The following is a 20869-nucleotide window of genomic DNA, read 5'->3' as shown; positions in this document are numbered from 1 at the left end:
CAGGTGACGCGCGCGGACGGGGGCACGGACGCACGGACGCCGGGCCTCCGGCCGTGGTCGATGGTGCTCGGGCTCGGGTTCGTGAGCCTGTTCATCGACATGGTCTCGGACGGGGCCATCTCGGTCGGCGGCGCGCTGCTCCAGCAGCTCGGCGCCTCCGCCGCGCTCGTCGGCGCGATCACCGGCACGGCGACGGCCGTGGCGCTCGTGCTGCGCCTGGTCACCGGGCCGTGGGCCGACCGGACCCGCGCGTACTGGGGCTTCTCGATCGCCGGATACGCGATGAGCGCGATCAGCGTGCCGCTGCTCGCGCTGACGCCCTCGCTCGGTGCCGCCGCCCTCGCCACCGCGAGCGGGCTGCTGCTCGCCGAGCGCACCGGCAAGGGCGTCCGCGGGCCGGCGAAGACGGTCCTGCTGGCGGATGCCGCGGGCGCGGTCGGTCGCGGACGCGCCTTCGGCGTGCACAAGTTCCTCGACCAGGTCGGAGCCTTCGCGGGGCCGCTGCTCGTCGCCGGCATCGCGGCCGCGACCGGCGAGCTGTGGCCGGCGTTCCTCGCGCTCGCGGTGCCCGCGGCGACCGCCATGGTGCTGCTCGTCTGGCTGCGTGCGCGCGTGCCGGACACCCGCGTCTACGCCGACCCGGAGACGGCGCCCGCACCGCAGGCGGATCCCGCACCGCAGGCGGCCGCCGCCGCGCCGGACGAACCGGCGCCGCCCGCGCGTCGATCGCCCGCTGCCCTGCTCGCCGGGATCGCCGCGGTGCCGGAGCACGTGCGTACGACCTTCCTGCTCTTCGCGGCGTTCGCCGCCCTCACGACGTTCGGCCTCCTCAGCTTCGGCGTGCTCTCGTTCCACCTGGTCGCCGCCGACCTCGTGCCCGTGGCGGGCGTGCCCCTGGTCTACGCGGTGGGCATGGCGACCGCCGCCGTCGGCGCACTCGCGACGGGCTGGGCGTACGACCGGATGGGCGCCGGCATCCTCTTCGCCGTCCCGCTGCTCACCGCCTTCGTGCCGGGCCTCTCGCTCGGCGGCAGCGTCGGCGTCGTCGTCGCGGGCGTGGCGATCTGGGGGCTGGCCACCGGCGTGCAGGACTCGACGGTCAAGGCGCTCGTCGCCGACCTCGTTCCGGCCGGCCAGCGCGGCTCCGCCTACGGGTGGTTCGCGGTCTTCCAGGGCGTCGGCGCGCTCGCGGGCGCGACCGTCGCGGGCGTGCTCTACGCCCAGCTGCCCGTGCTCGTGGGGCTCGTCGTCGCGCTGCAGGTCGCGGCGGCCGTACTGCTCGCCGTCGTGCTGCGACGGCGCCGCAGCGAACGCGCCGACGCCTGAGCAGGCGACGCTCCCGGCGACGCTACGCCGCGAGCTCGGCGATCCGCGCGAACTCCGACCGGAGCGCGCCGGCGAGCAGGTGCGCGTCGACCGCCTCGGCGTCGCAGTGCACCGAGCAGTGCAGCATTCCGTCGTACGAGAGCGCGGCGACGCCCAGGCGGACGTCGCCCTGGATCGCCGATACCGGCCAGGCGCGCTCGAGCCGGGCACCCGCGAGGGCGAGCGGCCGCGTCGGCCCGCGCACGTTCGTCACGAACATGACGACGAGGCGCTGTCGGCGGGCGAGCCGGAGGAACACTCGAGCGCCGAGCCGGGTCCGGGTCAGCTCGAACGTGCCGCGTCGCCGCGCGTCGTCCTTCGCATCGCGCGTGAGCGCGGCGATCCGCTCGAGTCGCCGGCCCGCGTCGGGCTCCCCCGTCGGCAGCTGCACGAGCATGACCCCGACGGCGTTGCCGGATCGGCCGCGGGCGGGGAGCGCGACCGGCACGCTCGCCGGCAGCACGTCGGGGACCGCCTCGCCGCGGGCGCGCAGGGCCGTCTCCGTCGCGGCCGCCACCGCGGCGAGGAGCGCGTCGTTCAGGCTCGCGCCGACCGTCGCGGCGCCGGCGGCGAGCCCGCCGATCGGCGCCTCGGCGAACGCGACGCCGCGCCACGCCCCGATCCGTCCCAGCAGGACGGTCGGCGCGACCGGGCGACGGAGCATCCCGGACGTGCGGCCGATGCCCGAGGCGACGGATGCCGCCATGCTCGCGAACGACCGGCGGGCGGGCCCCGAGCCGCCGACCGGGTCCGGCTGCCGGCCGGCCCCGTCATCATCCGCAGCGGCGAGCACGCGCTCGACGAGCCGCACCGCGGCCACCCCGTCGGCCAGCGCGTGGTGGATGCGGAGCACCATCCCGACGCGCCCGCGGCCCAGGCCCGGCACGAGGAGCAGCTCCCAGAGCGGCCGATCGGTCGGCATCGGGGCGACCATGAGCCGGGCGCACCGCGTCTCCAGCCCGTGGACGCCGTCGACCGGATCCACCAGCCGGACGCGGTCGTCGAGGTCCGCGTCCACGGGCTCCCACTCGAGCACCCGCCCGCGGCGCACGACTCGCTGCGCGAGGCGCGGCAGCGCAGGGATGCGGGCGGCGAGCGCCGAGCGGACCGCACCGACGTCGACGGCGCCGTCGGGTCCGACCGCGCCGCCGGGAGCGAGGATCCCTGCCATCAGGAACGCGTTGACCTGGTCGGGCGCGTCGATCACGAGGTTCGACGCGTCGGCGGGTGACAGACGTTCGCGATGCGAGGCCGAGGCGACCACGGCCGCAGTCTACGGCGGGCGACGGGACGGCGCCGGGCGACGGATAGAATCGAGGCATCCACACCCTCGACACCGAACGGAGAACCGCGGTGCCCACCATCGTCGTCGACGTGATGCCCAAGGCCGAGCTGCTCGACCCGCAGGGGAAGGCCGTCGCCGGCGCCCTCTCCCGCACCGGGCACGGTTCCATCAGCGGGGTCCGCGTGGGCAAGCGCTTCGAGCTCACCGTCGACGGGCCCGTCGACGACGCGCTGCGGGCCGAGGTCGCCGCGCTGGCCGAGAACGTGCTCTCGAACTCCGTCATCGAGGACGTGGTCGGCATCCACTACGAGCAGACCAACGCCGAGCTGGCGGGCGAGGCGGCGGGCCACCACGACGGCTACGACGCCCCCGCGGGCGAGACCCACTGAGGCGCGCGGTCATGCGCATCGGCGTCATCACGTTCCCCGGCTCGCTCGACGACCGCGACGCGCAGCGCGCGGTCCGGCTCGCCGGCGGCGAGCCCGTCGCGCTCTGGCACGGTTCCCACGACCTCGAGGGCGTGGACGCCCTCGTCCTGCCGGGCGGCTTCAGCTACGGCGACTACCTCCGCTGCGGCGCGATCGCCTCGCTGAGCCCGATCATGACCGAGGTCGTCGACGCGGCGAACCGCGGCATGCCCGTGCTCGGCATCTGCAACGGCTTCCAGATGCTGACCGAGGCGCACCTGCTCGAGGGCGGGCTCATCCGCAACGACCACGGCTCGTTCATCTGCCGCGACCAGGTGCTGCGCGTCGAGAACGCGTCGACCGACTGGACGGGCGAGTTCGAGGCCGGGCAGCAGATCACCATCCCGCTGAAGAACGGCGAGGGCGGGTTCATCGCCTCGGAGGAGACGCTCGACCGGCTGGAGGGCGAGGGCCGTGTCGTCTTCCGCTACGTCGACGTGAACCCGAACGGCTCGCTCCGCGACATCGCGGGCATCACGAACGAGCGCGGCAACGTGGTCGGCCTCATGCCGCACCCCGAGCACGCGGTCGAGCCGGGCTTCGGCCCCGACACGGCCGCGGCCATGCGCTCGGGCGTCGACGGACTGGGCTTCTTCACCAGCGTCATCCGTCGCACGCTCGTCGAGGCGTAGCCTCCGGGCTCGACCACGCCACGTCAAGGCCCCTCGCCCGACGGCAGCCCTCCCATAGGCTTTCCAGCGGGAGGTGCCGATGCCGACATCCGATGGGGCCCGCCGCTGGTGGGCCACGTTCTCCGAGTCGATCTCGTCACGGATCTGGCCCCTGCCCGTCGCCGCGATCGTCGGTGCGGTCCTGGCCGGCATCCTGCTTCCGGTCCTCGATGCCGCCGTCGACGAGAACCTGCCCGCATGGTTCCAGGCGCTCCTCTTCGGCGGAGGGACGGACGCCGCGCGGGCGGTGCTCACGACGATCAGCGGCTCGCTCATCACGGCGACCTCGCTGACGTTCTCGCTCACCGTGGTCGCGCTGCAGCTCGCGAGCAACCAGGCGTCGCCGAGGCTGCTGCGCACCTTCTCCTCCGACCGGATGGTGCACGGGACGCTCGCCATCTTCCTCGCGACGTTCGCCTACTCGCTCACGGTGCTGCGAACGGTCTCCGACACCGGGGAGCAGGTGCCGCGCATCTCGATCACCCTCGCCTTCGTCCTGACCCTCGGCAGCGTGGTCGTGCTCGTGCTCTTCCTGGCGCACCTGGCGAGCCGGCTCCGGGTCGAGACGATGCTGCGCGACGTCCACCGCGAGACGGGCCGCACGATCGCCCTCGTCGGTGCGGACGATCGTCCGACGGCTCCGGCGCCCACCCGTCCCGAGCACGTCGAGGTCGTGGCCGCACGTCGATCGGGGTTCGTGACCGGCATCGACCGCGATCGCCTGGTCTCCGCGGCGCGCGAGCACCGAGCCGTGGTCCGCGAGGTCGGACAGGTGGGGGCGAGCGTCATCGAGGGCACGCCGCTCGCCGAGTGGTGGCCGGGACCCGACACCGGGTCCGACGGGGGCGCCGCGGCCTCGCGCGCGGACCGGTCGGCGCTCGAGCAGGCGATCGTCGAGGCCTACCTCGTCGACTACGAGCGCACGCCGCCGCAGGACATCGGGTACGGCCTGCGCCAGATCGCGGATGTCGCGACGAAGGCGCTCTCGCCGGGCGTCAACGACCCGACGACGGCGGTGCATGCGCTGAGCCATGTGGCGGCGCTGCTCGGCGACCTCGCCGAGCTGCCGCCGACGCCCGCCGCCTTCGCCGACGAGGACGGCACGGCCAGGGTCGTTCCCGTGGGACACGACTTCGGCGACCTCGTCGAGGTCGGCGTGCAGCAGCCGCGACGGTACGGCGCCGCCGACCCGGACGTCGCAGCCCGGCTCTTCGACCTGATCGGCGACGTCGCCCGCCGCGCCACGCGGCCGGAGCATCGGCAGGTGCTCGAGGGCCAGCTCGATCGCCTCGTGGCGAGCGTGGGCGACGCGGACTACGACGCCGTCGAGCGCGCCCGGTTCGCGCGACTCGCGGCGCGCGCCCGCGACACACTCGCTGCGGCGGGTCCCGACGTCGCGTGAGGGACGCCGCCGGGCGTCCGAGCCGTGCCGCGGCACGACCCGGACGCCCCCGCTCCGGTGCCGGCGACTAGGCCGCCGCCTCCTGGGCCTCGGGCTGCTGCGGCGCGTCGCCGTTCACGCCCGCGGCGTGCCCCTCGCGGAGCGCGGCGCCGAGACCGCCGTCGACGTTCGTCCAGTACTGGAAGAAGCGCTCGCGGATGTCGTCGGCCGTGATCGCGTTCGCCTGGCCGGCGAGCGTCTCGAGGAAGCGCGCCTTCGCCTCGGCCGAGTACACGTCGCGGTAGAGCGTGCCGGCCTGGCCGAAGTCCGAGTCGTCGGCGCGCAGCGTGTACGCGGACCGCACGAGCTCGCCGTCGGCCTCCCAGCCGCCCTCGGCGGCGACGGCGGCGTCCGCCACCGGTCCCCCCGACGAGTTCGGCGCGTAGACCGGCGAGGTGGGCGCGTTGAAGTGGTAGCGCGCCGCGCCGTCCTGGGAGGAGTTGTGCACGGGGGCCGCGTGCGGCGCGTTCACGGGCAGCTGGTTGTAGTTCGTGCCGACGCGGTAGCGCTGCGCGTCGGGGTAGCTGAACACGCGGGCCATGAGCATCTTGTCGGGGCTGATGGCGATGCCGGGCACCGTGTTCGCGGGCGAGAACGCGGCCTGCTCGATCTCCGCGAAGAAGTTCTGCGGGTTCCGGTCGAGCGTGAGCGTGCCGACGGGGATCAGCGGGTAGTCCGCGTGCGGCCAGACCTTCGTCAGGTCGAACGGGTTGAAGCGGTAGTCCTTCGCGTCGTCGTAGGGCATGACCTGCACGAAGAGGTCCCACTTCGGGTGGTCGCCGCGCTCGATCGCCTCGTACAGGTCGCGGCGGTAGAAGTCGGCGTCGGCGCCGGCGATCGCCTCGGCCGTCTCGGCGTCGAGGTGCAGGTCGCCCTGCTGCGAGCGGAAGTGGTACTTGACCCAGAACCGCTCGCCCTGGGCGTTGGTCCACTGGTACGTGTGCGAGCCGTAGCCCTGCATCTCGCGCCATGACTTCGGCAGGCCGCGGTCCCCCATGAGGTAGGTCACCTGGTGCGCCGACTCGGGCGAGAGCGTCCAGAAGTCCCACTGCATGTCGGCGTCGCGGAGGCCCGATCCGGGCAGCCGCTTCTGCGAGTGGATGAAGTCCGGGAACTTGATGGCGTCGCGGATGAAGAACACCGGGGTGTTGTTGCCGACGACGTCGTAGTTGCCCTCGGTCGTGTAGAACTTCAGCGAGAATCCGCGCACGTCGCGCCACGTGTCGGGCGAGCCCTGCTCACCGGCGACCGACGAGAAGCGCAGGAGCGTCTCGGACTCGGTGCCGGGCTGGAACACGGCCGCGCGGGTGTAGGCCGAGACATCCGCCGTCACCTCGAAGCGGCCGAACGCGCCGCCGCCCTTGGCGTGGACGATGCGCTCGGGGATGCGCTCGCGGTTGAACTGGGCGAGCTTCTCGACGAGGTACCGGTCGTGCAGCACCGTCGCACCGTCGGCGCCGACCGTGAGCGAGTGCGCGTCGCTGGCGACGGGCGTGCCGGTCTGGGTGGTCGTCACGGGCGGGGTCGTAGGGTTCGACATGTCGTCCTTCTCTTCTCGGTGGGTGGATGCCGCGGCGCGGCGGTGCTCGGCGTGCGGGCACGACGAGCACCGCCCCGGTCGGGCGGTCGGCGCGCGGGCGCGCCTGGGCGAGCGGATGCGGCCGGGCTAGCCGGCGAGCTCCCGCTGGCAGTCGGCGCAGAGGCCCCAGAAGGTGACCTCCGCGGTGTGGATCGCGAAGCCGGCGCCGTCCGAGGGCGCCAGGCACGGCGGCTCGCCCACGACGCAGTTGACGTCGGCGACGGCGCGGCAGCGCGTGCACACGACGTGGTGGTGGTTGTCGCCCGTCCGGCTCTCGTAGAGCGCGGGCGACGCGGCCGGCTCGATGCGCCGGAGCAGCCCCGCATCGGTCAGCGCGCCGAGCACGTTGTAGACCGACTGCAGGGACGTGCCAGGCAGCGCCTCGGCCACGCGCGCGTGGACCGCGTCGGCGTCGAGGTGGCCGTGGTCGGCGACGGCGTCGAGCACCGCGAGCCGCGGCGCGGTCACCTTGAGCCCGGCGCCGCGGATGCGCGCGGCGGCGTCATCGGGGCGGGTCTCGGCGGACATGTCCCCAACGTACCAGTTGTTTTGAGTCACTCAAAACAACGTCGAGGGGATCGCGTTCGTGGCGGGTACCGGGCTGAGCCAAAGCCGGCGCATAGCCGCGCGGCGGACCATCGACCCATCACGGCGTGCGCCCGCACCCGTCGAACCGTTCGAAGGACCGGACATGACCACGACCGCCCAGCCCACGACGTCTGCGACGGACGACCCGACGACGACGTCCACGACCCCGACCGCTCCGACCGAGCCGCTCCCGCCGTCCGGCGGCGCCGCGGACGCCTCGTCCGACGCGGGCACCTCGGCACCCGCCCCGCCGCCGTACCGCCCGACGCCGCCTGCCGGGGCGACGCCGCCGACCGCCGATCGGCCCGCCGACGACGGCACGCGCACGCCGTGGTACCGGCGCCTGTGGCTGCTCGCCGTCGGCGCCGTCGTCATCGCGCTCGTCTTCTTCGGCGCCGGCTTCGCGGCCGGCAACGCCGCCTCGCTCGTGAACGGCCTGCTCGGCGTGCCCGCCGGCGTCCCCGCGGGCCCCGGCCAGTTCGGCGACCGCGACGGCGACGGGTTCGGCCCCGGCGGCGGGCGGCCGGGCTCCGGCGACCGCGGCCCGTTCGGGGACCTCGACGGCGACGACGACTCCGGCGCCGACACGGGCGCCCTGACGCAGTCGTTCTGAGTCGCGGCCGCGCCGCGCCGCCCCGCCGCCGGCTAGTTCGCGGAGCCGTCCGGGGCGCCGCCGCCCTCGCCCTTGCCCTCGAGCCCGTCGGGACCTCCGGCCCTGCGCGACGGATCGTCCTCCGACGGGGGCTGCACGGGGATCGCCTGGGTGAACTCGGACGCCCGCTGCTCGCCGTCGGCCGTGCCCGAGAACAGGCCCGCGCGCGAGCCAGTCACGGGCTTCGGCTCGGATCGCGGCTCGCGCTCCGCCGCGGCCTCCTCACGAGGCTCGGCGACCTCGACGGGCTCCTCGACGTCGCGGACCTCGCCGGAGCGCTCGCGGGCCGGCTCCGCACCGACCAGCACGCGCTGCAGCGGCAGTGCCGCGGCGTCCTGCTCGCGCAGCCACTCCACGAGCTCCTCGCGCACGAGGCAGCGCAGGTCCCAGAGGGCGGCGGAGTCGGCCGCGCTCACGAGCACGCGCACGCGCACGAGCCCGCCCGTGGCATCCGTCACCTGCAGGACCTTGGTGCGGCCGTCGAACAGCTCGTTGCCCTCGAGCAGGCGGTCGAGCTCCTCCCGCATCGCATCCGTCGAGATGCGCCAGTCGACGTCGAGCTCCACCGAGCCGATCAGGGCGCTGTGGTACTTCGTCCAGTTCTGGAAGGGCTTCGTCGTGAAGTACGTGCACGGCAGCACGACGGTGCGCTCGTCCCACGTCATGACGACGACGTAGGTGAGCGTGATCTCGCGGATGCGACCCCACTCCTCCTCGACGACCACCACGTCGTCGACCCGGATCGCCTCGCTGAACGCGATCTGGATGCCGGCGAAGACGTTGGCGAGGACCGACTGCGCCGCGAGGCCGGCGACGATCGACGCGATGCCCGCGGAGGCCAGGACGCTCGCGCCGACCGCGCGCACGCCCGGGAAGGTGAGCAGGATGGCGCCCACCGCGAGGATCGCGATGACCACGACGACGAGCCGCCGGACGATCTGGAACTGCGTGTGCACGCGACGCGCGACGCGGTTGTCGGCCACGTCCATCCGGTACCGGCTGACGCCGACGTCGGCGAGGAACAGGAACAGCTGGGCGACCAGCCACGCGCCGGCCGCGATCATCGCGATCAGGAACGCGTGGTCGACGGGGGGTCGCCATGCGACCCCGGGGAAGGCGAGCGCGATCGAGCCCCAGACGCCGCCGATGAGCAGGACGGTGCGGAACGGCCACCGCGCGCGGCGGATCAGGATGCCCGCCCAATCGCGGCGGCGGGCGGCCGCGCGCACGATGATCGAGGCGATCGCCGACACGATGAACGTGGCGATCACCGCGATCACGAGCGCGATGGCGAAGACGAGCATGGTCTCCCAGGCGGATGCGTCGGGCACGGGGGACTCCCTCCGGTCGGCTCACCAGCGTAGGCGGAGCCCCCGAGGGCGCCGCAAGCCGAGGGCGCTCCTCACGGGCACTGCCCAGCGTCGACCGAGGCCGCGCCGAGGGAGCACGGCGCTCCGGTCAGTCCGCGTCGCGCGCCGCGATCCACGCGCGCACGAGGCCCTGGAGCGCCGCGCGCTTGCGCTCGAGGTCGTCGGCGTCGGCGAACTTCGCCACGCGGGAGGTCTCGCCCTCGCCCTCGAGCAGGCCCTCCGGGTCGGGCAGTTCGGCGCCGCGATGGAACATGAGGCTCGCATGCGCCTTCGCCTTCGGGAAGAAGGAGGCGATGTTGCCGCGGTACGCGAACGTCGGCGCCTGCCACTTGATCGTCTCGGTCACGCGGTCGTCGGCCTCGAGCACCGCGTCGCGCACCGCCATCACGAGGTCGTGCTGCGGGTTGTCGTACCGCTCGAACCACGCGTCCACCGTCGGATCGTGCCGGACCATGCCCGCAGTATGGCACCGGGGCGCCGCCGCGGCCACCGGACCGCGCGGCGGGGGCGTCCCGCAGCGCGGGTAGCCTGAACGAATGGCCCTGAGCGAGCTCGTGACCCTCCCCGGCGGGACGTTCCGCATGGGCAGCGACCACCACTACCCCGAAGAGGCGCCGCAGCACGCGCGCACCGTCGCGCCGTTCGCGATCGAGCGCCACCCGGTCACCAACGCGCAGTTCGCCGAGTTCGTCGCGGCCACCGGCTACGTCACCGTCGCCGAGCGCCCGCTCGACCCCGTCGAGTTCGCCGACGTCCCCGAGGCCGATCGCCTGCCCGGATCGCTCGTCTTCACGCCCACCGACGGCCCGGTCGACCTGCGCGACTGGCGCCGGTGGTGGCAGTGGGTCCCCGGCGCCGACTGGAGGCATCCGTTCGGACCGGACTCCGGCATCGACGACCGGCTCGACCACCCGGTCGTGCACGTCTCGTTCGCGGACGCGACGGCGTACGCCGAGTGGGCGGGGCGTCGGCTGCCGACCGAGGCGGAATGGGAGTACGCCGCGCGCGGCGGCCTCGACGGGGCCGAGTTCGCGTGGGGCGACGAGCGCATGCCGGGCGGCGCCGTGATGGCGAACACCTGGCAGGGCGACTTCCCGTACCGCAACGCCGGATGGGGCGGCACGTCGCCGGTCGGCACGTTCGCGCCCAACGGATACGACCTCGTCGACGTCATCGGCAACGTCTGGGAGTGGACCTCGGACGCGTTCACCCCCCGGCACGTACCGCCGGATGCGGCATCCGTCGACCGCGGCGAGCGCCGCGACCTGCTCTCGGGCGCCGCACCGTCGCGTTCGATGCGGACGACCAAGGGCGGGTCGCACCTCTGCGCGCCGGAGTACTGCCGCCGCTACCGCCCGGCGGCGCGCTCTGCGCAGGCCGAGGACTCCGCGACGACGCACCTCGGCTTCCGGTGCGCCGCCGACGTCGCCTGAGCGGGGATCGCTCCGAGCCGTCCTCGCGGCGCGGGCCGGACGGCGCTCCCGCTGGGGCGGGCGGCGGGGCATGATGGGTCGCAGCCGCTGATCGAAGGAGATCGCATGGTCCACAGCCCGTCGCCCGACATCGACGTCCCGGACGTGTCCGTCCACGAGTACCTCTTCGGCGGCCTGGACCCGGCCGCGCTCGACGACGCCGCGCTCATCGACGGCACGAGCGGGGCCGTCACGACGTACCGCCAGCTGCTCGGACAGGTCGACCGGTTCGCCGGAGCGCTCGCGGCGAGGGGCCTCGGCGTCGGCGACGTGATCGCCGTGCTGTGCCCGAACGTCCCCGCGTTCGCGACGGTGTTCCACGGAATCCTCCGCGCCGGCGCCACTGCGACGACGATCAACTCCCTGTACACGCCCGAGGAGATCGCCGCCCAGCTCGAGGATGCCGGCGCACGATGGCTCGTCACCGTGACGCCGCTCCTGCCCGGCGCGTCGGCGGCCGCCGACCGGCTCGGCATCCCCGCGGAGCAGGTCGTCGTGCTCGACGGCGCCCCGGGGCATCCGTCGCTCGCGGACCTGCTCGGGGAGGGACGCACCGCGCCCGACGTCTCCTTCGATCCGGCCACGCACGTCGCGGTGCTGCCGTACTCCTCGGGCACCACCGGGCTGCCCAAGGGCGTCATGCTCACGCACCGCAACCTCGTCGCGAACGTCGCGCAGTGCCGCGCGACGATCGGCCTCGCCGAGGGCGACCGGGTCCTCGCCGTCCTGCCGTTCTTCCACATCTACGGCATGACCGTGCTGCTGAACTTCGCGCTCCGCCAGCGCGCCGCGCTCGTCACGATGCCCCGGTTCGACCTCGCCGAGTTCCTGCGCATCGTGAGCGAGCACCGTGCGACGTGGCTGTTCGTGGCGCCGCCGATCGCCGTCGCGCTCGCCAAGCACCCGATGGTCGACGAGTTCGACCTCTCGAGCGTGAAGGTGGTGTTCTCCGGCGCCGCGCCGCTCGACGGCGCGCTCGCCGAGCTCGTCGCCTCGCGGCTGGGCTGCACGGTGTGCCAGGGCTACGGCATGACCGAGACGAGCCCGGTGACGCACGTGATCCCCGTCGACCGCACCGACCTCGACCGCTCCAGCATCGGCGTGCTCCTGCCGAGCACCGAGGCGCGCATCGTCGACCCGGAGTCCGGCGACGACGTCCAGGTGCCCGACGACGGCACGGCGAGCGCACCCGGCGAACTGCTCATCCGCGGGCCGCAGGTCATGGCGGGCTACCTGAACCGGCCCGACGCGACCGCCGACATGCTCGACCCCGACGGATGGCTCCACACCGGCGACGTCGCGACCGTGACGGCCGACGGGGTCTTCCGCATCGTCGACCGCCTGAAGGAGCTCATCAAGTACAAGGGCTACCAGGTCGCGCCTGCCGTGCTCGAGGCGGTGCTGCTCGGCCACCCCGCGATCGCCGACGCCGCGGTGATCGGCACGCTCGACGCCGACGGCCAGGAGGTGCCGAAGGCCTTCGTCGTCGTGCAGGCCGGGCAGTCGCTCGACGAGGAGTCCGTCATGTCGTTCGTCGCCGAGCACGTCGCACCGCACGAGAAGGTGCGCGTGGTCGAGTTCATCGAGCAGGTGCCGAAGTCGGCGTCGGGCAAGATCCTGCGGAAGGACCTCCGGGCGCGGGAGGCCGCCGCGCGCGGCTGAGCGGGACGGCCCGCGGCCGCGCCGTGGCCGCGGAGCGGGCTCAGTACTGCAGCAGGCTGCGCACGTCGTAGCGGTCGTCGAGCCGGGCGCGTCCACCGAGCGCGTCGAGCTCGATCGCGACCGAGATGCCGGCCACCTGCCATCCGGCGCGCTCGATGAGGCGCGCCGCCGCCAGTGCGGTGCCGCCCGTGGCGAGCACGTCGTCGACGATCAGTACCCGGGCGGCGGGCGCCAGCTCGCCCTCGTGCACCTCGAGGGCGGCCGAGCCGTACTCGAGGTCGTACTCCTCGCGGAGCACGGCGCGGGGCAGCTTGCCCGCCTTGCGGACCGGGAGCACGCCGGCGCCGCACAGCACCGATGCGGCGCCGGCGAGCAGGAAGCCGCGCGCCTCGACGCCGGCGAGGTGATCGAAGCGGCCGGCGAACGGCGTGGTCAGTGCCTCCGAGAGCGCGTGGAACGCGGGCCCGTCCGCGAACACCGGCGTCAGGTCGCGGAACACCACGCCGGGCTCGGGGAAGTCGGGGATCGTCGCGAGCTTCGACTCGACGAGCTCGCGGACCTGCGCGTCGTTCACCGGATCACCCTACTGCGGCGCTCCGTCCATCCTTCGTTCGATGCGGGCGGACCGCCGGTTTGCGAGGATGGGGCGGTGAGCTCCCCCGATGCGAATGCGAACCCGACGCCCGCCACCATCTCCAACACGCTCCACCTCCCACCCGTCACGACCCCCGTGACCTCGGTCGCGCCCGGCCTCACGCCGAAGCGGCTGTTCCGGATGCTGGCGATCGCCGAGGCGATCACGTGGACGATCCTCATCACCGCGCTCATCATGCGGGCGACGCTCGGGCTCGACTGGGCGGTGCTGGTCGGCGGCTCGATCCACGGCTTCGTCTTCCTGGCGTACGCGTTCACGGCGGCGCTCGTCGGCGTCAACCAGCGGTGGCCGTTCGGGCTCATCCTGCTGGGCGTCGTGTTCGCGATCGTCCCCTATGCGACCATCCCGTTCGAGGTGTGGCTCCTGCGCCGCGACAAGCTCGACGGGCCGTGGCGCCGGCAGCCCACCGATCACCCCGCCGACGGCAACGCGGTCAACCGGATGCTGCACTGGTTCCTCGCGCGCCCGCTGCTGCTGACGGTGCTCGCCGTGCTCGGCATCGCCGCCGTCTTCACGATCCTGCTGCTCATCGGCCCGCCCGGCGGGCGCGACTGACGACCCGCCGCGCCACGCTCGCTGGACTGCGTTTCTCAGGAGGGTTCTCCGCGATCCGCACGTTCCTCAGGACGACACGCCGCTCCGCGTCGCGACCCGCCGGATAACTCCTGAGAAACGCACGACGGGCCGACGGGCACGACGAAGGGCGGGGCGGATGCCGCGGCATCCGCCCCGCCCTCGTCCGTGGGCTACGGGGTCCGGGTCACTCGATCGTCACGCGGTCGATCGAGTGCGTGCCCGTGCCGGCGAAGGTGAGCGAGTAGCCCTGTACGTCGGTGAGGGTCAGCCCGTCGTCGGGCGCCCCCGCCGGCTGCTCGTCGGCCCGCTTGAAGGCATCGAACGGGATCGTCACCTCGTGCCATCCGACCGTGCGGTCGGTGATGCCCGCGACGAACCGCTCGGCCGTGTCGGGCGCCTGGTACAAGCGCACGTAGTCCACCGTGAGCGACTGCGGGAACTCGAGGTCGTCGCCGAGGGCGCCGCCGAAGTTGCCGCCGACCGCGATGTTCGTGATGAGCGAGAACGGGTGGTCGAAGACCCACTCGTTCGGCGCGACATCCGCCGGGTCGGCCTGATGGTAGGCGATGCCGTCGACCTCCCAGACGATCTCGTCGGGCGTCCACTCGACGGCGAACTCGTGCCAGCCGTCGGGCACGGGCGCACCGAAGTCGTAGATGCCGCCGTACGACTGGCCGCCCGAGTAGCCGGGGCCGTGGATCGTGCCGAAGATCTCGTTCGGCAGGCGTCCGACGTACTCCATGATGTCGATCTCGCCGGTCTGCGGCCATCCGACCTCGCGGAAGTCGGTGCCGAGCGACCACACCGCCGGCCAGATGCCGCTGCCCTCGGGCAGCTGCACGCGCGACTCGATGCGGCCGTACTCGAACTCCTGCTTCTGCTCGGTGATCAGGCGCGCGGAGGTGTACTCGCACGGGCCGTACCAGCACTCGAGGCCTTCCGCCTCGCCGTCGACCTCGCGGGCCGTGATGACGAGGTTGCCGTCGCCGTCCAGCGCCGCGTTGTCGGTGCTGTCGGTGTAGTACTGCCGCTCGTCGTTGCCCCAGCCCCAGCCGCCGGTCTCGTACGTCCAGTTCTCGGGGTTCGCGGGCGCGCCCGCGGGGCCGTCGAACTCGTCGCTCCACGCGAGCTCCCAGGTGTCGGGGCCGGCGTCGGGCGCCGGGTCGTCCTGGATGCCGACCGTGATGCGGGTGGGCTTCCCGGTGCCGTTCACCATGAAGCTGATGCCATCGGCGTCGGACCAGTCCTGGCCGCCTGCGAACTCGCGCGTCATCGTGGCGGTGCCCGTGTGCGTGAAGTCGGCGACGCCCTCGTAGGCGGCCTGGCCGTCGTACGCGTCGGCGTCGTCCGCCGCGATCTCGCGCGTCGTGAGCTCGGCGTCGCCCGTGACGTCGTACAGCCACGGCTCCGTCTCGAAGTCCTCGACGAGCGTCGGGTCGATCGGATCGTCGTCCTGGATGCTGACGGTGGCGGTGCGCACGAAGCCGAACTCGGCGCCCTGCGGGTTCGAGAGCCGGACGAGGAACGTCTCGTCGACCTCGTGCTTGCCGTCCTCGATGGTCGGCAGCTCGATCGTCGCCTCGCGCTCGCCCGCCGGGATCGTGACCTGCCCGCTCGCGGGGGTGAAGTCGCGGTCGGCGGTCGCCGAGAGGTCCTCGGTCGCGGTGCGTGCCTCGGTCGCCTCGGAGGCCCAGTCGACGGTGACGTCGGTCTCGGCGAGACGGTTCAGGCGGATGACGCCGGTCGCCGTGTCGCCCTCGTCGACCTCGTACCCCGACCGGTCGAATCCGACCGACAGCGCCGGCGGCTCGGCCTCGCCGTAGACGAGCACGTCGTCGTAGAGGAAGGTCTGCGGCGTCGTCGTGCGGAGCGACCCGAACGCGTACCCGTGCATGTCGGTGAGGGTCAGCCCGTCGTTGGGGGCGCCGTTGCCGATGTTCTTGCGCGAGAACTCGTCGAAGTCGAACGTGAGGAACTTCCAGCCGCGCCAGTCGTCGGAGAACGAGACGACGAAGCGCTCGGCGTCGTCGGTCGTCGAACCCGGGTTGCGGTTGTCGAGCAGGTCGAGGAAGAGGTCGGTGCCCGAGCCGTTGCCGTACATCCAGAAGCCGATGCCCTCGTAGGTCGACCAGTCCTCGGTCGTCCAGGCGTCGGCGGCCTCGTTCGTGAAGTTGCGCACGACGACGCCGAAGCTCGTCACGTCGAAGTCGGCCTGCAGCACGTCGTTGCCCTCGGGGGCGCCCGGCACCGGTGCCGGCGGGGCGTCGGTGCGCTCGAACGCGACGGTGCTGCTCGGGTCCTGCGCCTCGAACCAGCCGACGGGGATGCCGCCGGCGTCGCCGCGCACGAGCGGCGACTCGTGGTCGTCGACGATCGTCGTCCGGCCGCTCGGCGGCCCGACGACCTCGCCGTCATCGTCGAGGATCGTCACCTCGAGGCTCGCGAGCGAACCGAGCTGGGCGCCCGACGGGGCGGCGAGCTCGAGCGTGAAGGTCTCGTCGGCCTCCTCGGCGTCGTCGGCGGTCGTGGCGATCTCGACGGTGCGGGTCGTCTCGCCCGGGGCGAACTCGACGGTCGTCGTCGGGTCCGCGTAGTCGCCGTCCGCGAGCGTGGCGGTGCCGTCGACGGCGCCGAGCTCGACGGTCACGGGCACGTCGGAGGGCAGGTCGAGCCGGACCTCGACGTCGAACGCGTCGCCCTCGATGGCCGAGACCGCACTCGTGGAGAACGACACCGACGGCGTGAGGTCCGAGTCGGAGAAGGCGGCGATGTCGTCGATGCGGATCGTGTCGGCGCCGTTCACGGCCGGGATCGCGTAGCCCCAGACGGAGGTCAGTCCGAGTCCGTCGTCGGGCGCGCCGCCGGGCTGGTAGTCGGTCGCGCGCGTGAACGCCGACCAGGGCAGGCGCACCTCCTGCCATCCGTCGACGTCGTCGACGACGTCCACGTCGAAGCGCTCGGAGGCGTCGGCGTTCGCCCCGCCGTCGAACAGCTCGACCTGGTAGACGGCACCGCTGCCCGAGCCGTCGACCATGAGGGTCACGCCGTCGAAGGCGCTGAGGTCGCGTGCGCCGGCGAACGTCTGGCCGATGCCGCCGAACGAGCCCGGCGCGGTGACGTCCCAGCCGTACGAGACGACCTTCGTCGGCCCGGACTGGCCGGGCTTGGCGTCGGGCGAGTCCGCGGCGACGTCGACGATGCCGAAGCCCGCCGAGCCGTACGAGAAGAACCCGTCGGGTGCGCCGCCCTCGAAGTCGGCGATGACGGCGATGCTGCCCGCCGCGGATGCCGGCGCGGACGCCGCGAACGGTGCCGCGACGACGGCTCCGGCCACCAGTGCTCCCACGCCTCGGCGTGAGAGCGCTCTCATTCTCGAGTCCATTCGTGCTCCATTGCAGTTGGGGAAGGGATCGACCGAAGTGGTCCCGGACAGGGTAGGCAGCCCGTCGCGGTTCGCACAAGCCCCTAGTGAACACTGGGATCGCGGATCGCGCTGTCCGGTTGCGGCGCCCGGTACCCGGGAAACCGCTCACCGGAGGTCGACGAGAGAGAGCGCTCTCACAACATATTCGGCCTCGAGCATCGCGAGCCTCGACGCACGGGCCGCACGAACCAATGCCCGGACAACGGCCGAACTGCCGGATCGCATGCGACGAGCGCGAGGCGACGAGAATGGCCGCATGCCGATCCTCAACAGGGACATGCAGGTCTGCATCTCGCTGTCGGGCCGCCCGTCGAACCTCGGCACGCGGTTCCACAACTTCCTCTACGACGAACTCGGGCTGAACTTCCTCTACAAGGCGTTCACGACCGACGACCTCGAGGGCGCGATCCGCGGCATGCGCGCACTCGGCTTCCGCGGCTGCTCGGTGTCGATGCCGTTCAAGGAGGCCGCGATCCCGCTCGTCGACGTCATGGAGGACTCCGCGGCGGCCATCGAGTCGGTCAACACGATCGTCAACGACGACGGCCGGCTCACGGCATCCAACACCGACTACGAGGCGGTCGCGCAGCTCATCGCCGAACACGGCCTCGACCCTGCCGCGCGGGTCGTCGTTCGCGGGTCGGGCGGCATGGCGAAGGCCGTCGTCGCCGCGTTCCGCGGCGCCGGGTTCGACGACCTCACGGTGCTCGCCCGCAACGCCGGGGCCGGGCCGGCGCTCGCGGAGAAGTACGGCTACGCGTGGGTCGCCGAGGACCCCGAGGCATCCTTCGACGTCATCGTGAACGTCACGCCGCTCGGCATGCAGGGGGCGGATGCCGCGGCACTCGCGTTCGCCGAGCCGTTCATCTCGCGCGCCACGACGGTCTTCGACGTGGTCGCGTTCCCCGCCGAGACGCCGCTCATCGCGGCGGCCCGCGCCGCGGGCACCCCCGTCATCACCGGCGCCGAGGTCGTGGCCCTGCAGGCCGCCCGCCAGTTCGAGCGCTACACGGGCGTCGCGCTCACGCGCGACCAGGTCGAGCGCGCCGCCGCCTTCTCCCGCGCCGAGCCCTGACCGAAGCGTTTCACCTTTCTCAGGAGCGGCCGGCTCGAGCCGCGTGTTTCTCAGGAGGACACGCCGCTAACAGACGCGACACGCCGGATAACTCCTGAGAAGGGCGAGGGGGTGGGCGGTGGCGGGGAGGGCCTGCTCAGGTGAGCACGGCGGGTAGACTCGGGGGGACCGGCATCCGCCCGCGGCATCCGTCTCGCCGCCGTTTCCAGGAGCTCGCCACACCGTGACTGACGCACCCGCCACGACCGCTGCCCACGACGAGGCCGCAGCCCCCTCGACGCCGGTGCTCGACACCGTCGAGGTCGCCACCGCGACCCCCGAGAAGGAGCAGCCCTACGCGGCGCTCGGCGTGAAGCCCGACGAGTACGAGCGCATCCGCAACATCCTCGGCCGTCGCCCGACGAGCGCCGAACTCGCCATGTACTCCGTCATGTGGAGCGAGCACGCGTCGTACAAGTCGAGCAAGGTGCACCTGCGCCAGTTCGGCAAGAAGGTCACGCCCGAGATGAAGCAGCACCTCATCGTGGGCATCGGCGAGAACGCCGGCGTGCTCGACATCGGCGAGGGCTGGGCGGTCACGTTCAAGATCGAGTCGCACAACCACCCGAGCTTCATCGAGCCCTTCCAGGGCGCCGCGACCGGCGTCGGCGGCATCGTCCGCGACATCATCTCGATGGGCGCCCGCCCGGTCGCCGTCATGGACGCCCTGCGCTTCGGGGCCATCGACGACCCCGACACCGCGCGCGTCGTGCACGGCGTGGTCGCCGGCATCAGCTTCTACGGCAACTGCCTCGGCCTGCCGAACATCGGCGGCGAGACCTGGTTCGACCCGACGTACCAGAAGAACCCGCTCGTGAACGCGCTCGCCGTGGGCGTGCTTCGCCACGAGGACCTGCACCTCGCGAACGCCAAGGGCGTCGGCAACAAGGTCGTGCTCTTCGGCGCGCGCACCGGCGGCGACGGCATCGGCGGAACGTCGATCCTCGCGTCCGACACGTTCGCCGAGGGCGGCCCGACCAAGCGCCCCGCGGTCCAGGTCGGCGACCCGTTCGCCGAGAAGGTGCTCATCGAGTGCTGCCTCGAGCTCTTCCAGGGCGACCTCGTCGAAGGCATCCAGGACCTCGGCGCGGCCGGCATCTCGTGCGCGACGAGCGAGCTCGCGGCCAACGGCGACGGCGGCATGTCGATCGTGCTCGACGACGTGCTGCTGCGCGACCCCACGCTCACGCCCGAGGAGATCCTCATGTCGGAGAGCCAGGAGCGCATGATGGCGATCGTGCGCCCCGAGAAGCTCGCCGGCTTCATGGAGGTCGTGCAGAAGTGGGACGTCGAGACGAGCGTCCTCGGCGAGGTGACCGACACGGGCCGCCTCAGCATCACGTGGCGCGGCCAGGAGATCGTGAACGTCGACCCGCGCACGGTCGCGGTCGACGGCCCCGTCTACGAGCGGCCGATGGTCGTTCCGTCGTACCTCGAGGCGCTGCAGGCCGACACGGCGGCGTCGCTGCCGCGCCCCGCGGACGACGCCGGCGACGAGCTCCGCGCGCAGTTCCTCCAGCTGGTCGGCTCCCCGAACCAGGCGGATGCCTCGTGGATCACCAACCAGTACGACCACTACGTGCTCGGCAACACGGCCCTCGCCGCCCCCGACGACGCCGGCATGATCCGCGTCGACGAGGAGTCCGGGCTCGGCGTCGCGGTCGCGACCGACGCGAACGGGCGCTACTGCCAGCTCGACCCGCGTGCGGGCGCGCAGCTCGCGCTCGCCGAGGCGTACCGCAACGTCGCCGCGACCGGCGCGACGCCGATGGGCATCTCCGACTGCCTGAACTTCGGCTCCCCCGAGAACCCCGAGGTCATGTGGCAGTTCGCCGAGGCCGTCACGGGCCTCGCCGACGGATGCCTCGAGCTGGGCATCCCCGTCACCGGCGGCAACGTCAGCTTCTACAACCAGACCGGCGACGTGCCGATCCACCCGACCCCCGTCGTCGCGGTGCTCGGCGTGATCGACGACGTGGCGCGCCGCATCCCGTCGGGCTGGCAGGACGACGGCCACAACATCTACCTCCTGGGCGAGACGTACGCCGAGCTCGACGGCTCCGCGTGGGCGGGCGTCGTGCACGACCACCTCGGCGGCACCCCGCCGTTCGTGGACCTCGGCCGCGAGCAGCGGCTCGGCGAGCTCCTGCGCGCCGCGGCGCTCGAGGGCCTCGTCGACTCCGCTCACGACCTCTCCGACGGCGGCCTCGCGGTCGCGCTGGCCGAGGGCGTGGGCCGCTTCGGCGTCGGCGCCCGCGTGTTCCTCGGCGAGGTCACCGAGGACGCCGGCATCGACCTCGCGACCGCGCTCTTCTCGGAGTCGACCGGTCGCGTGATCGTGACCGTGCCGCGCGAGGACGACGTGCGCTTCCGCGGGCTGTGCGAGGGCCGCGGCTACCCCGTCCGCCGTATCGGCGTGACGGATGCCGCGTCGGGCGCGCTCGAGGTGCAGGGCGCCTTCACGGTGCCGATCGACGAGCTGCGGTCGGTCAACCGCGCGCCGCTGGCCGACGCGTTCGGCCCGGTCGTCGGGTACTGACCGGGTCGG

At 73.0% G+C, this 20869-nt stretch carries 17 protein-coding genes; 10 read left to right on the top strand and 7 right to left on the bottom strand.

Going from position 1 to position 20869, the window contains the following annotated elements; translation table 11 throughout:
• Nucleotides 1-3 precede the first annotated feature (3 nt).
• Nucleotides 4-1326 carry an MFS transporter gene (locus ABD230_RS09300; RefSeq protein WP_344372172.1) on the top strand — a complete coding sequence of 441 codons (1323 nt, stop codon included), beginning with the start codon at nucleotides 4-6 and terminating at the stop codon, nucleotides 1324-1326.
• Nucleotides 1327-1348: 22 nt separating this feature from the next.
• Here ABD230_RS09300 and ABD230_RS09295 read toward each other — a convergent pair whose 3' ends face one another.
• Nucleotides 1349-2629 carry a wax ester/triacylglycerol synthase domain-containing protein gene (locus ABD230_RS09295; protein WP_344372169.1) on the bottom strand — a complete coding sequence of 427 codons (1281 nt, stop codon included), beginning with the start codon at nucleotides 2627-2629 and terminating at the stop codon, nucleotides 1349-1351.
• An 89-nt stretch (nucleotides 2630-2718) separates the two neighbouring features.
• Between ABD230_RS09295 and purS the strand changes: the two genes are divergently transcribed.
• The 3 genes from purS to ABD230_RS09280 all read left to right on the top strand — a co-directional run bounded on the left by purS (nucleotide 2719) and on the right by ABD230_RS09280 (nucleotide 5190).
• On the top strand, nucleotides 2719-3039 hold the full coding sequence (gene purS / locus ABD230_RS09290; RefSeq protein ID WP_344372165.1) for a phosphoribosylformylglycinamidine synthase subunit PurS: 321 nt from the start codon (nucleotides 2719-2721) through the stop codon (nucleotides 3037-3039).
• A gap of 11 nt (nucleotides 3040-3050) precedes the next feature.
• Complete coding sequence (gene purQ, locus ABD230_RS09285; RefSeq protein WP_344372162.1) at nucleotides 3051-3749, top strand: phosphoribosylformylglycinamidine synthase subunit PurQ; 699 nt, start codon at nucleotides 3051-3053, stop codon at nucleotides 3747-3749.
• Nucleotides 3750-3828: 79 nt separating this feature from the next.
• Complete coding sequence (locus ABD230_RS09280) at nucleotides 3829-5190, top strand: DUF2254 domain-containing protein (protein WP_344372159.1); 1362 nt, start codon at nucleotides 3829-3831, stop codon at nucleotides 5188-5190.
• Nucleotides 5191-5257: 67 nt separating this feature from the next.
• On the opposite strand, the gene ABD230_RS09275 is transcribed toward ABD230_RS09280, so the two are convergent.
• Both ABD230_RS09275 and ABD230_RS09270 read right to left on the bottom strand, forming a co-directional pair.
• Entirely contained in the window at nucleotides 5258-6769 is a 1512-nt protein-coding gene (locus ABD230_RS09275) for a catalase (RefSeq protein WP_344372156.1), read from the bottom strand.
• Nucleotides 6770-6895: 126 nt separating this feature from the next.
• Nucleotides 6896-7336: a Fur family transcriptional regulator gene (locus tag ABD230_RS09270; protein ID WP_344372153.1), complete on the bottom strand. Its 441-nt coding sequence runs from the start codon at nucleotides 7334-7336 to the stop codon at nucleotides 6896-6898.
• 163 nt (nucleotides 7337-7499) lie between these two features.
• Between ABD230_RS09270 and ABD230_RS09265 the strand changes: the two genes are divergently transcribed.
• Complete coding sequence (locus ABD230_RS09265; protein ID WP_344372150.1) at nucleotides 7500-8009, top strand: hypothetical protein; 510 nt, start codon at nucleotides 7500-7502, stop codon at nucleotides 8007-8009.
• 32 nt (nucleotides 8010-8041) lie between these two features.
• Here ABD230_RS09265 and ABD230_RS09260 read toward each other — a convergent pair whose 3' ends face one another.
• Together ABD230_RS09260 and ABD230_RS09255 are read right to left on the bottom strand one after the other, a co-directional pair.
• Nucleotides 8042-9379: a mechanosensitive ion channel family protein gene (locus tag ABD230_RS09260; protein WP_344372147.1), complete on the bottom strand. Its 1338-nt coding sequence runs from the start codon at nucleotides 9377-9379 to the stop codon at nucleotides 8042-8044.
• A gap of 127 nt (nucleotides 9380-9506) precedes the next feature.
• Nucleotides 9507-9872 carry a DUF1801 domain-containing protein gene (locus tag ABD230_RS09255; protein WP_344372142.1) on the bottom strand — a complete coding sequence of 122 codons (366 nt, stop codon included), beginning with the start codon at nucleotides 9870-9872 and terminating at the stop codon, nucleotides 9507-9509.
• Between the two features lie 82 nt (nucleotides 9873-9954).
• Between ABD230_RS09255 and ABD230_RS09250 the strand changes: the two genes are divergently transcribed.
• Both ABD230_RS09250 and ABD230_RS09245 read left to right on the top strand, forming a co-directional pair.
• Entirely contained in the window at nucleotides 9955-10851 is an 897-nt protein-coding gene (locus ABD230_RS09250; protein WP_344372136.1) for a formylglycine-generating enzyme family protein, read from the top strand.
• Between the two features lie 105 nt (nucleotides 10852-10956).
• Nucleotides 10957-12552, top strand: a complete 1596-nt coding sequence (locus ABD230_RS09245; RefSeq protein WP_344372133.1) for an AMP-binding protein — start codon at nucleotides 10957-10959, stop codon at nucleotides 12550-12552.
• Nucleotides 12553-12592: 40 nt separating this feature from the next.
• On the opposite strand, the gene ABD230_RS09240 is transcribed toward ABD230_RS09245, so the two are convergent.
• A complete protein-coding gene (locus ABD230_RS09240) occupies nucleotides 12593-13126 on the bottom strand; it encodes an adenine phosphoribosyltransferase (protein ID WP_344372130.1) in 534 nt (177 codons plus the stop codon).
• Between the two features lie 75 nt (nucleotides 13127-13201).
• Between ABD230_RS09240 and ABD230_RS09235 the strand changes: the two genes are divergently transcribed.
• Complete coding sequence (locus ABD230_RS09235) at nucleotides 13202-13762, top strand: DUF3817 domain-containing protein (protein ID WP_344372126.1); 561 nt, start codon at nucleotides 13202-13204, stop codon at nucleotides 13760-13762.
• Nucleotides 13763-13967: 205 nt separating this feature from the next.
• Here the strand turns inward: ABD230_RS09235 and ABD230_RS09230 are convergent, their stop codons facing one another.
• Nucleotides 13968-17117: a carbohydrate binding domain-containing protein gene (locus ABD230_RS09230; protein ID WP_344372123.1), complete on the bottom strand. Its 3150-nt coding sequence runs from the start codon at nucleotides 17115-17117 to the stop codon at nucleotides 13968-13970.
• A gap of 346 nt (nucleotides 17118-17463) precedes the next feature.
• Between ABD230_RS09230 and ABD230_RS09225 the strand changes: the two genes are divergently transcribed.
• The gene (locus tag ABD230_RS09225; protein ID WP_344372120.1) at nucleotides 17464-18282 is read left to right on the top strand and encodes a shikimate 5-dehydrogenase; all 819 of its coding nucleotides are present in this window, start codon (nucleotides 17464-17466) and stop codon (nucleotides 18280-18282) included.
• 223 nt (nucleotides 18283-18505) lie between these two features.
• Nucleotides 18506-20860 carry a phosphoribosylformylglycinamidine synthase subunit PurL gene (purL, locus tag ABD230_RS09220; RefSeq protein ID WP_344372116.1) on the top strand — a complete coding sequence of 785 codons (2355 nt, stop codon included), beginning with the start codon at nucleotides 18506-18508 and terminating at the stop codon, nucleotides 20858-20860.
• The last annotated feature ends 9 nt before the right edge of the window (nucleotides 20861-20869 follow it).

Origin of the sequence: Agromyces tropicus (genome assembly GCF_039531345.1) — a bacterium.
Lineage (GTDB): Bacteria > Actinomycetota > Actinomycetes > Actinomycetales > Microbacteriaceae > Agromyces > Agromyces tropicus.
Note: the sequence above shows the minus strand (reverse complement) of the source record. Positions and strands in the feature narration are given on the sequence as shown.

Excerpts from the sequence above, each read along its gene's own strand:
- purQ (WP_344372162.1), top strand. The coding sequence starts at position 3,051 with ATGCGCATCGGCGTCATCACGTTCCCCGGCTCGCTCGACGACCGCGAC.
- ABD230_RS09280 (WP_344372159.1), top strand. The coding sequence starts at position 3,829 with ATGCCGACATCCGATGGGGCCCGCCGCTGGTGGGCCACGTTCTCCGAG.
- ABD230_RS09275 (WP_344372156.1), bottom strand. The coding sequence starts at position 6,769 with ATGTCGAACCCTACGACCCCGCCCGTGACGACCACCCAGACCGGCACG.
- ABD230_RS09270 (WP_344372153.1), bottom strand. The coding sequence starts at position 7,336 with ATGTCCGCCGAGACCCGCCCCGATGACGCCGCCGCGCGCATCCGCGGC.
- ABD230_RS09265 (WP_344372150.1), top strand. The coding sequence starts at position 7,500 with ATGACCACGACCGCCCAGCCCACGACGTCTGCGACGGACGACCCGACG.
- ABD230_RS09255 (WP_344372142.1), bottom strand. The coding sequence starts at position 9,872 with ATGGTCCGGCACGATCCGACGGTGGACGCGTGGTTCGAGCGGTACGAC.
- ABD230_RS09250 (WP_344372136.1), top strand. The coding sequence starts at position 9,955 with ATGGCCCTGAGCGAGCTCGTGACCCTCCCCGGCGGGACGTTCCGCATG.
- ABD230_RS09245 (WP_344372133.1), top strand. The coding sequence starts at position 10,957 with ATGGTCCACAGCCCGTCGCCCGACATCGACGTCCCGGACGTGTCCGTC.
- ABD230_RS09225 (WP_344372120.1), top strand. The coding sequence starts at position 17,464 with ATGCCGATCCTCAACAGGGACATGCAGGTCTGCATCTCGCTGTCGGGC.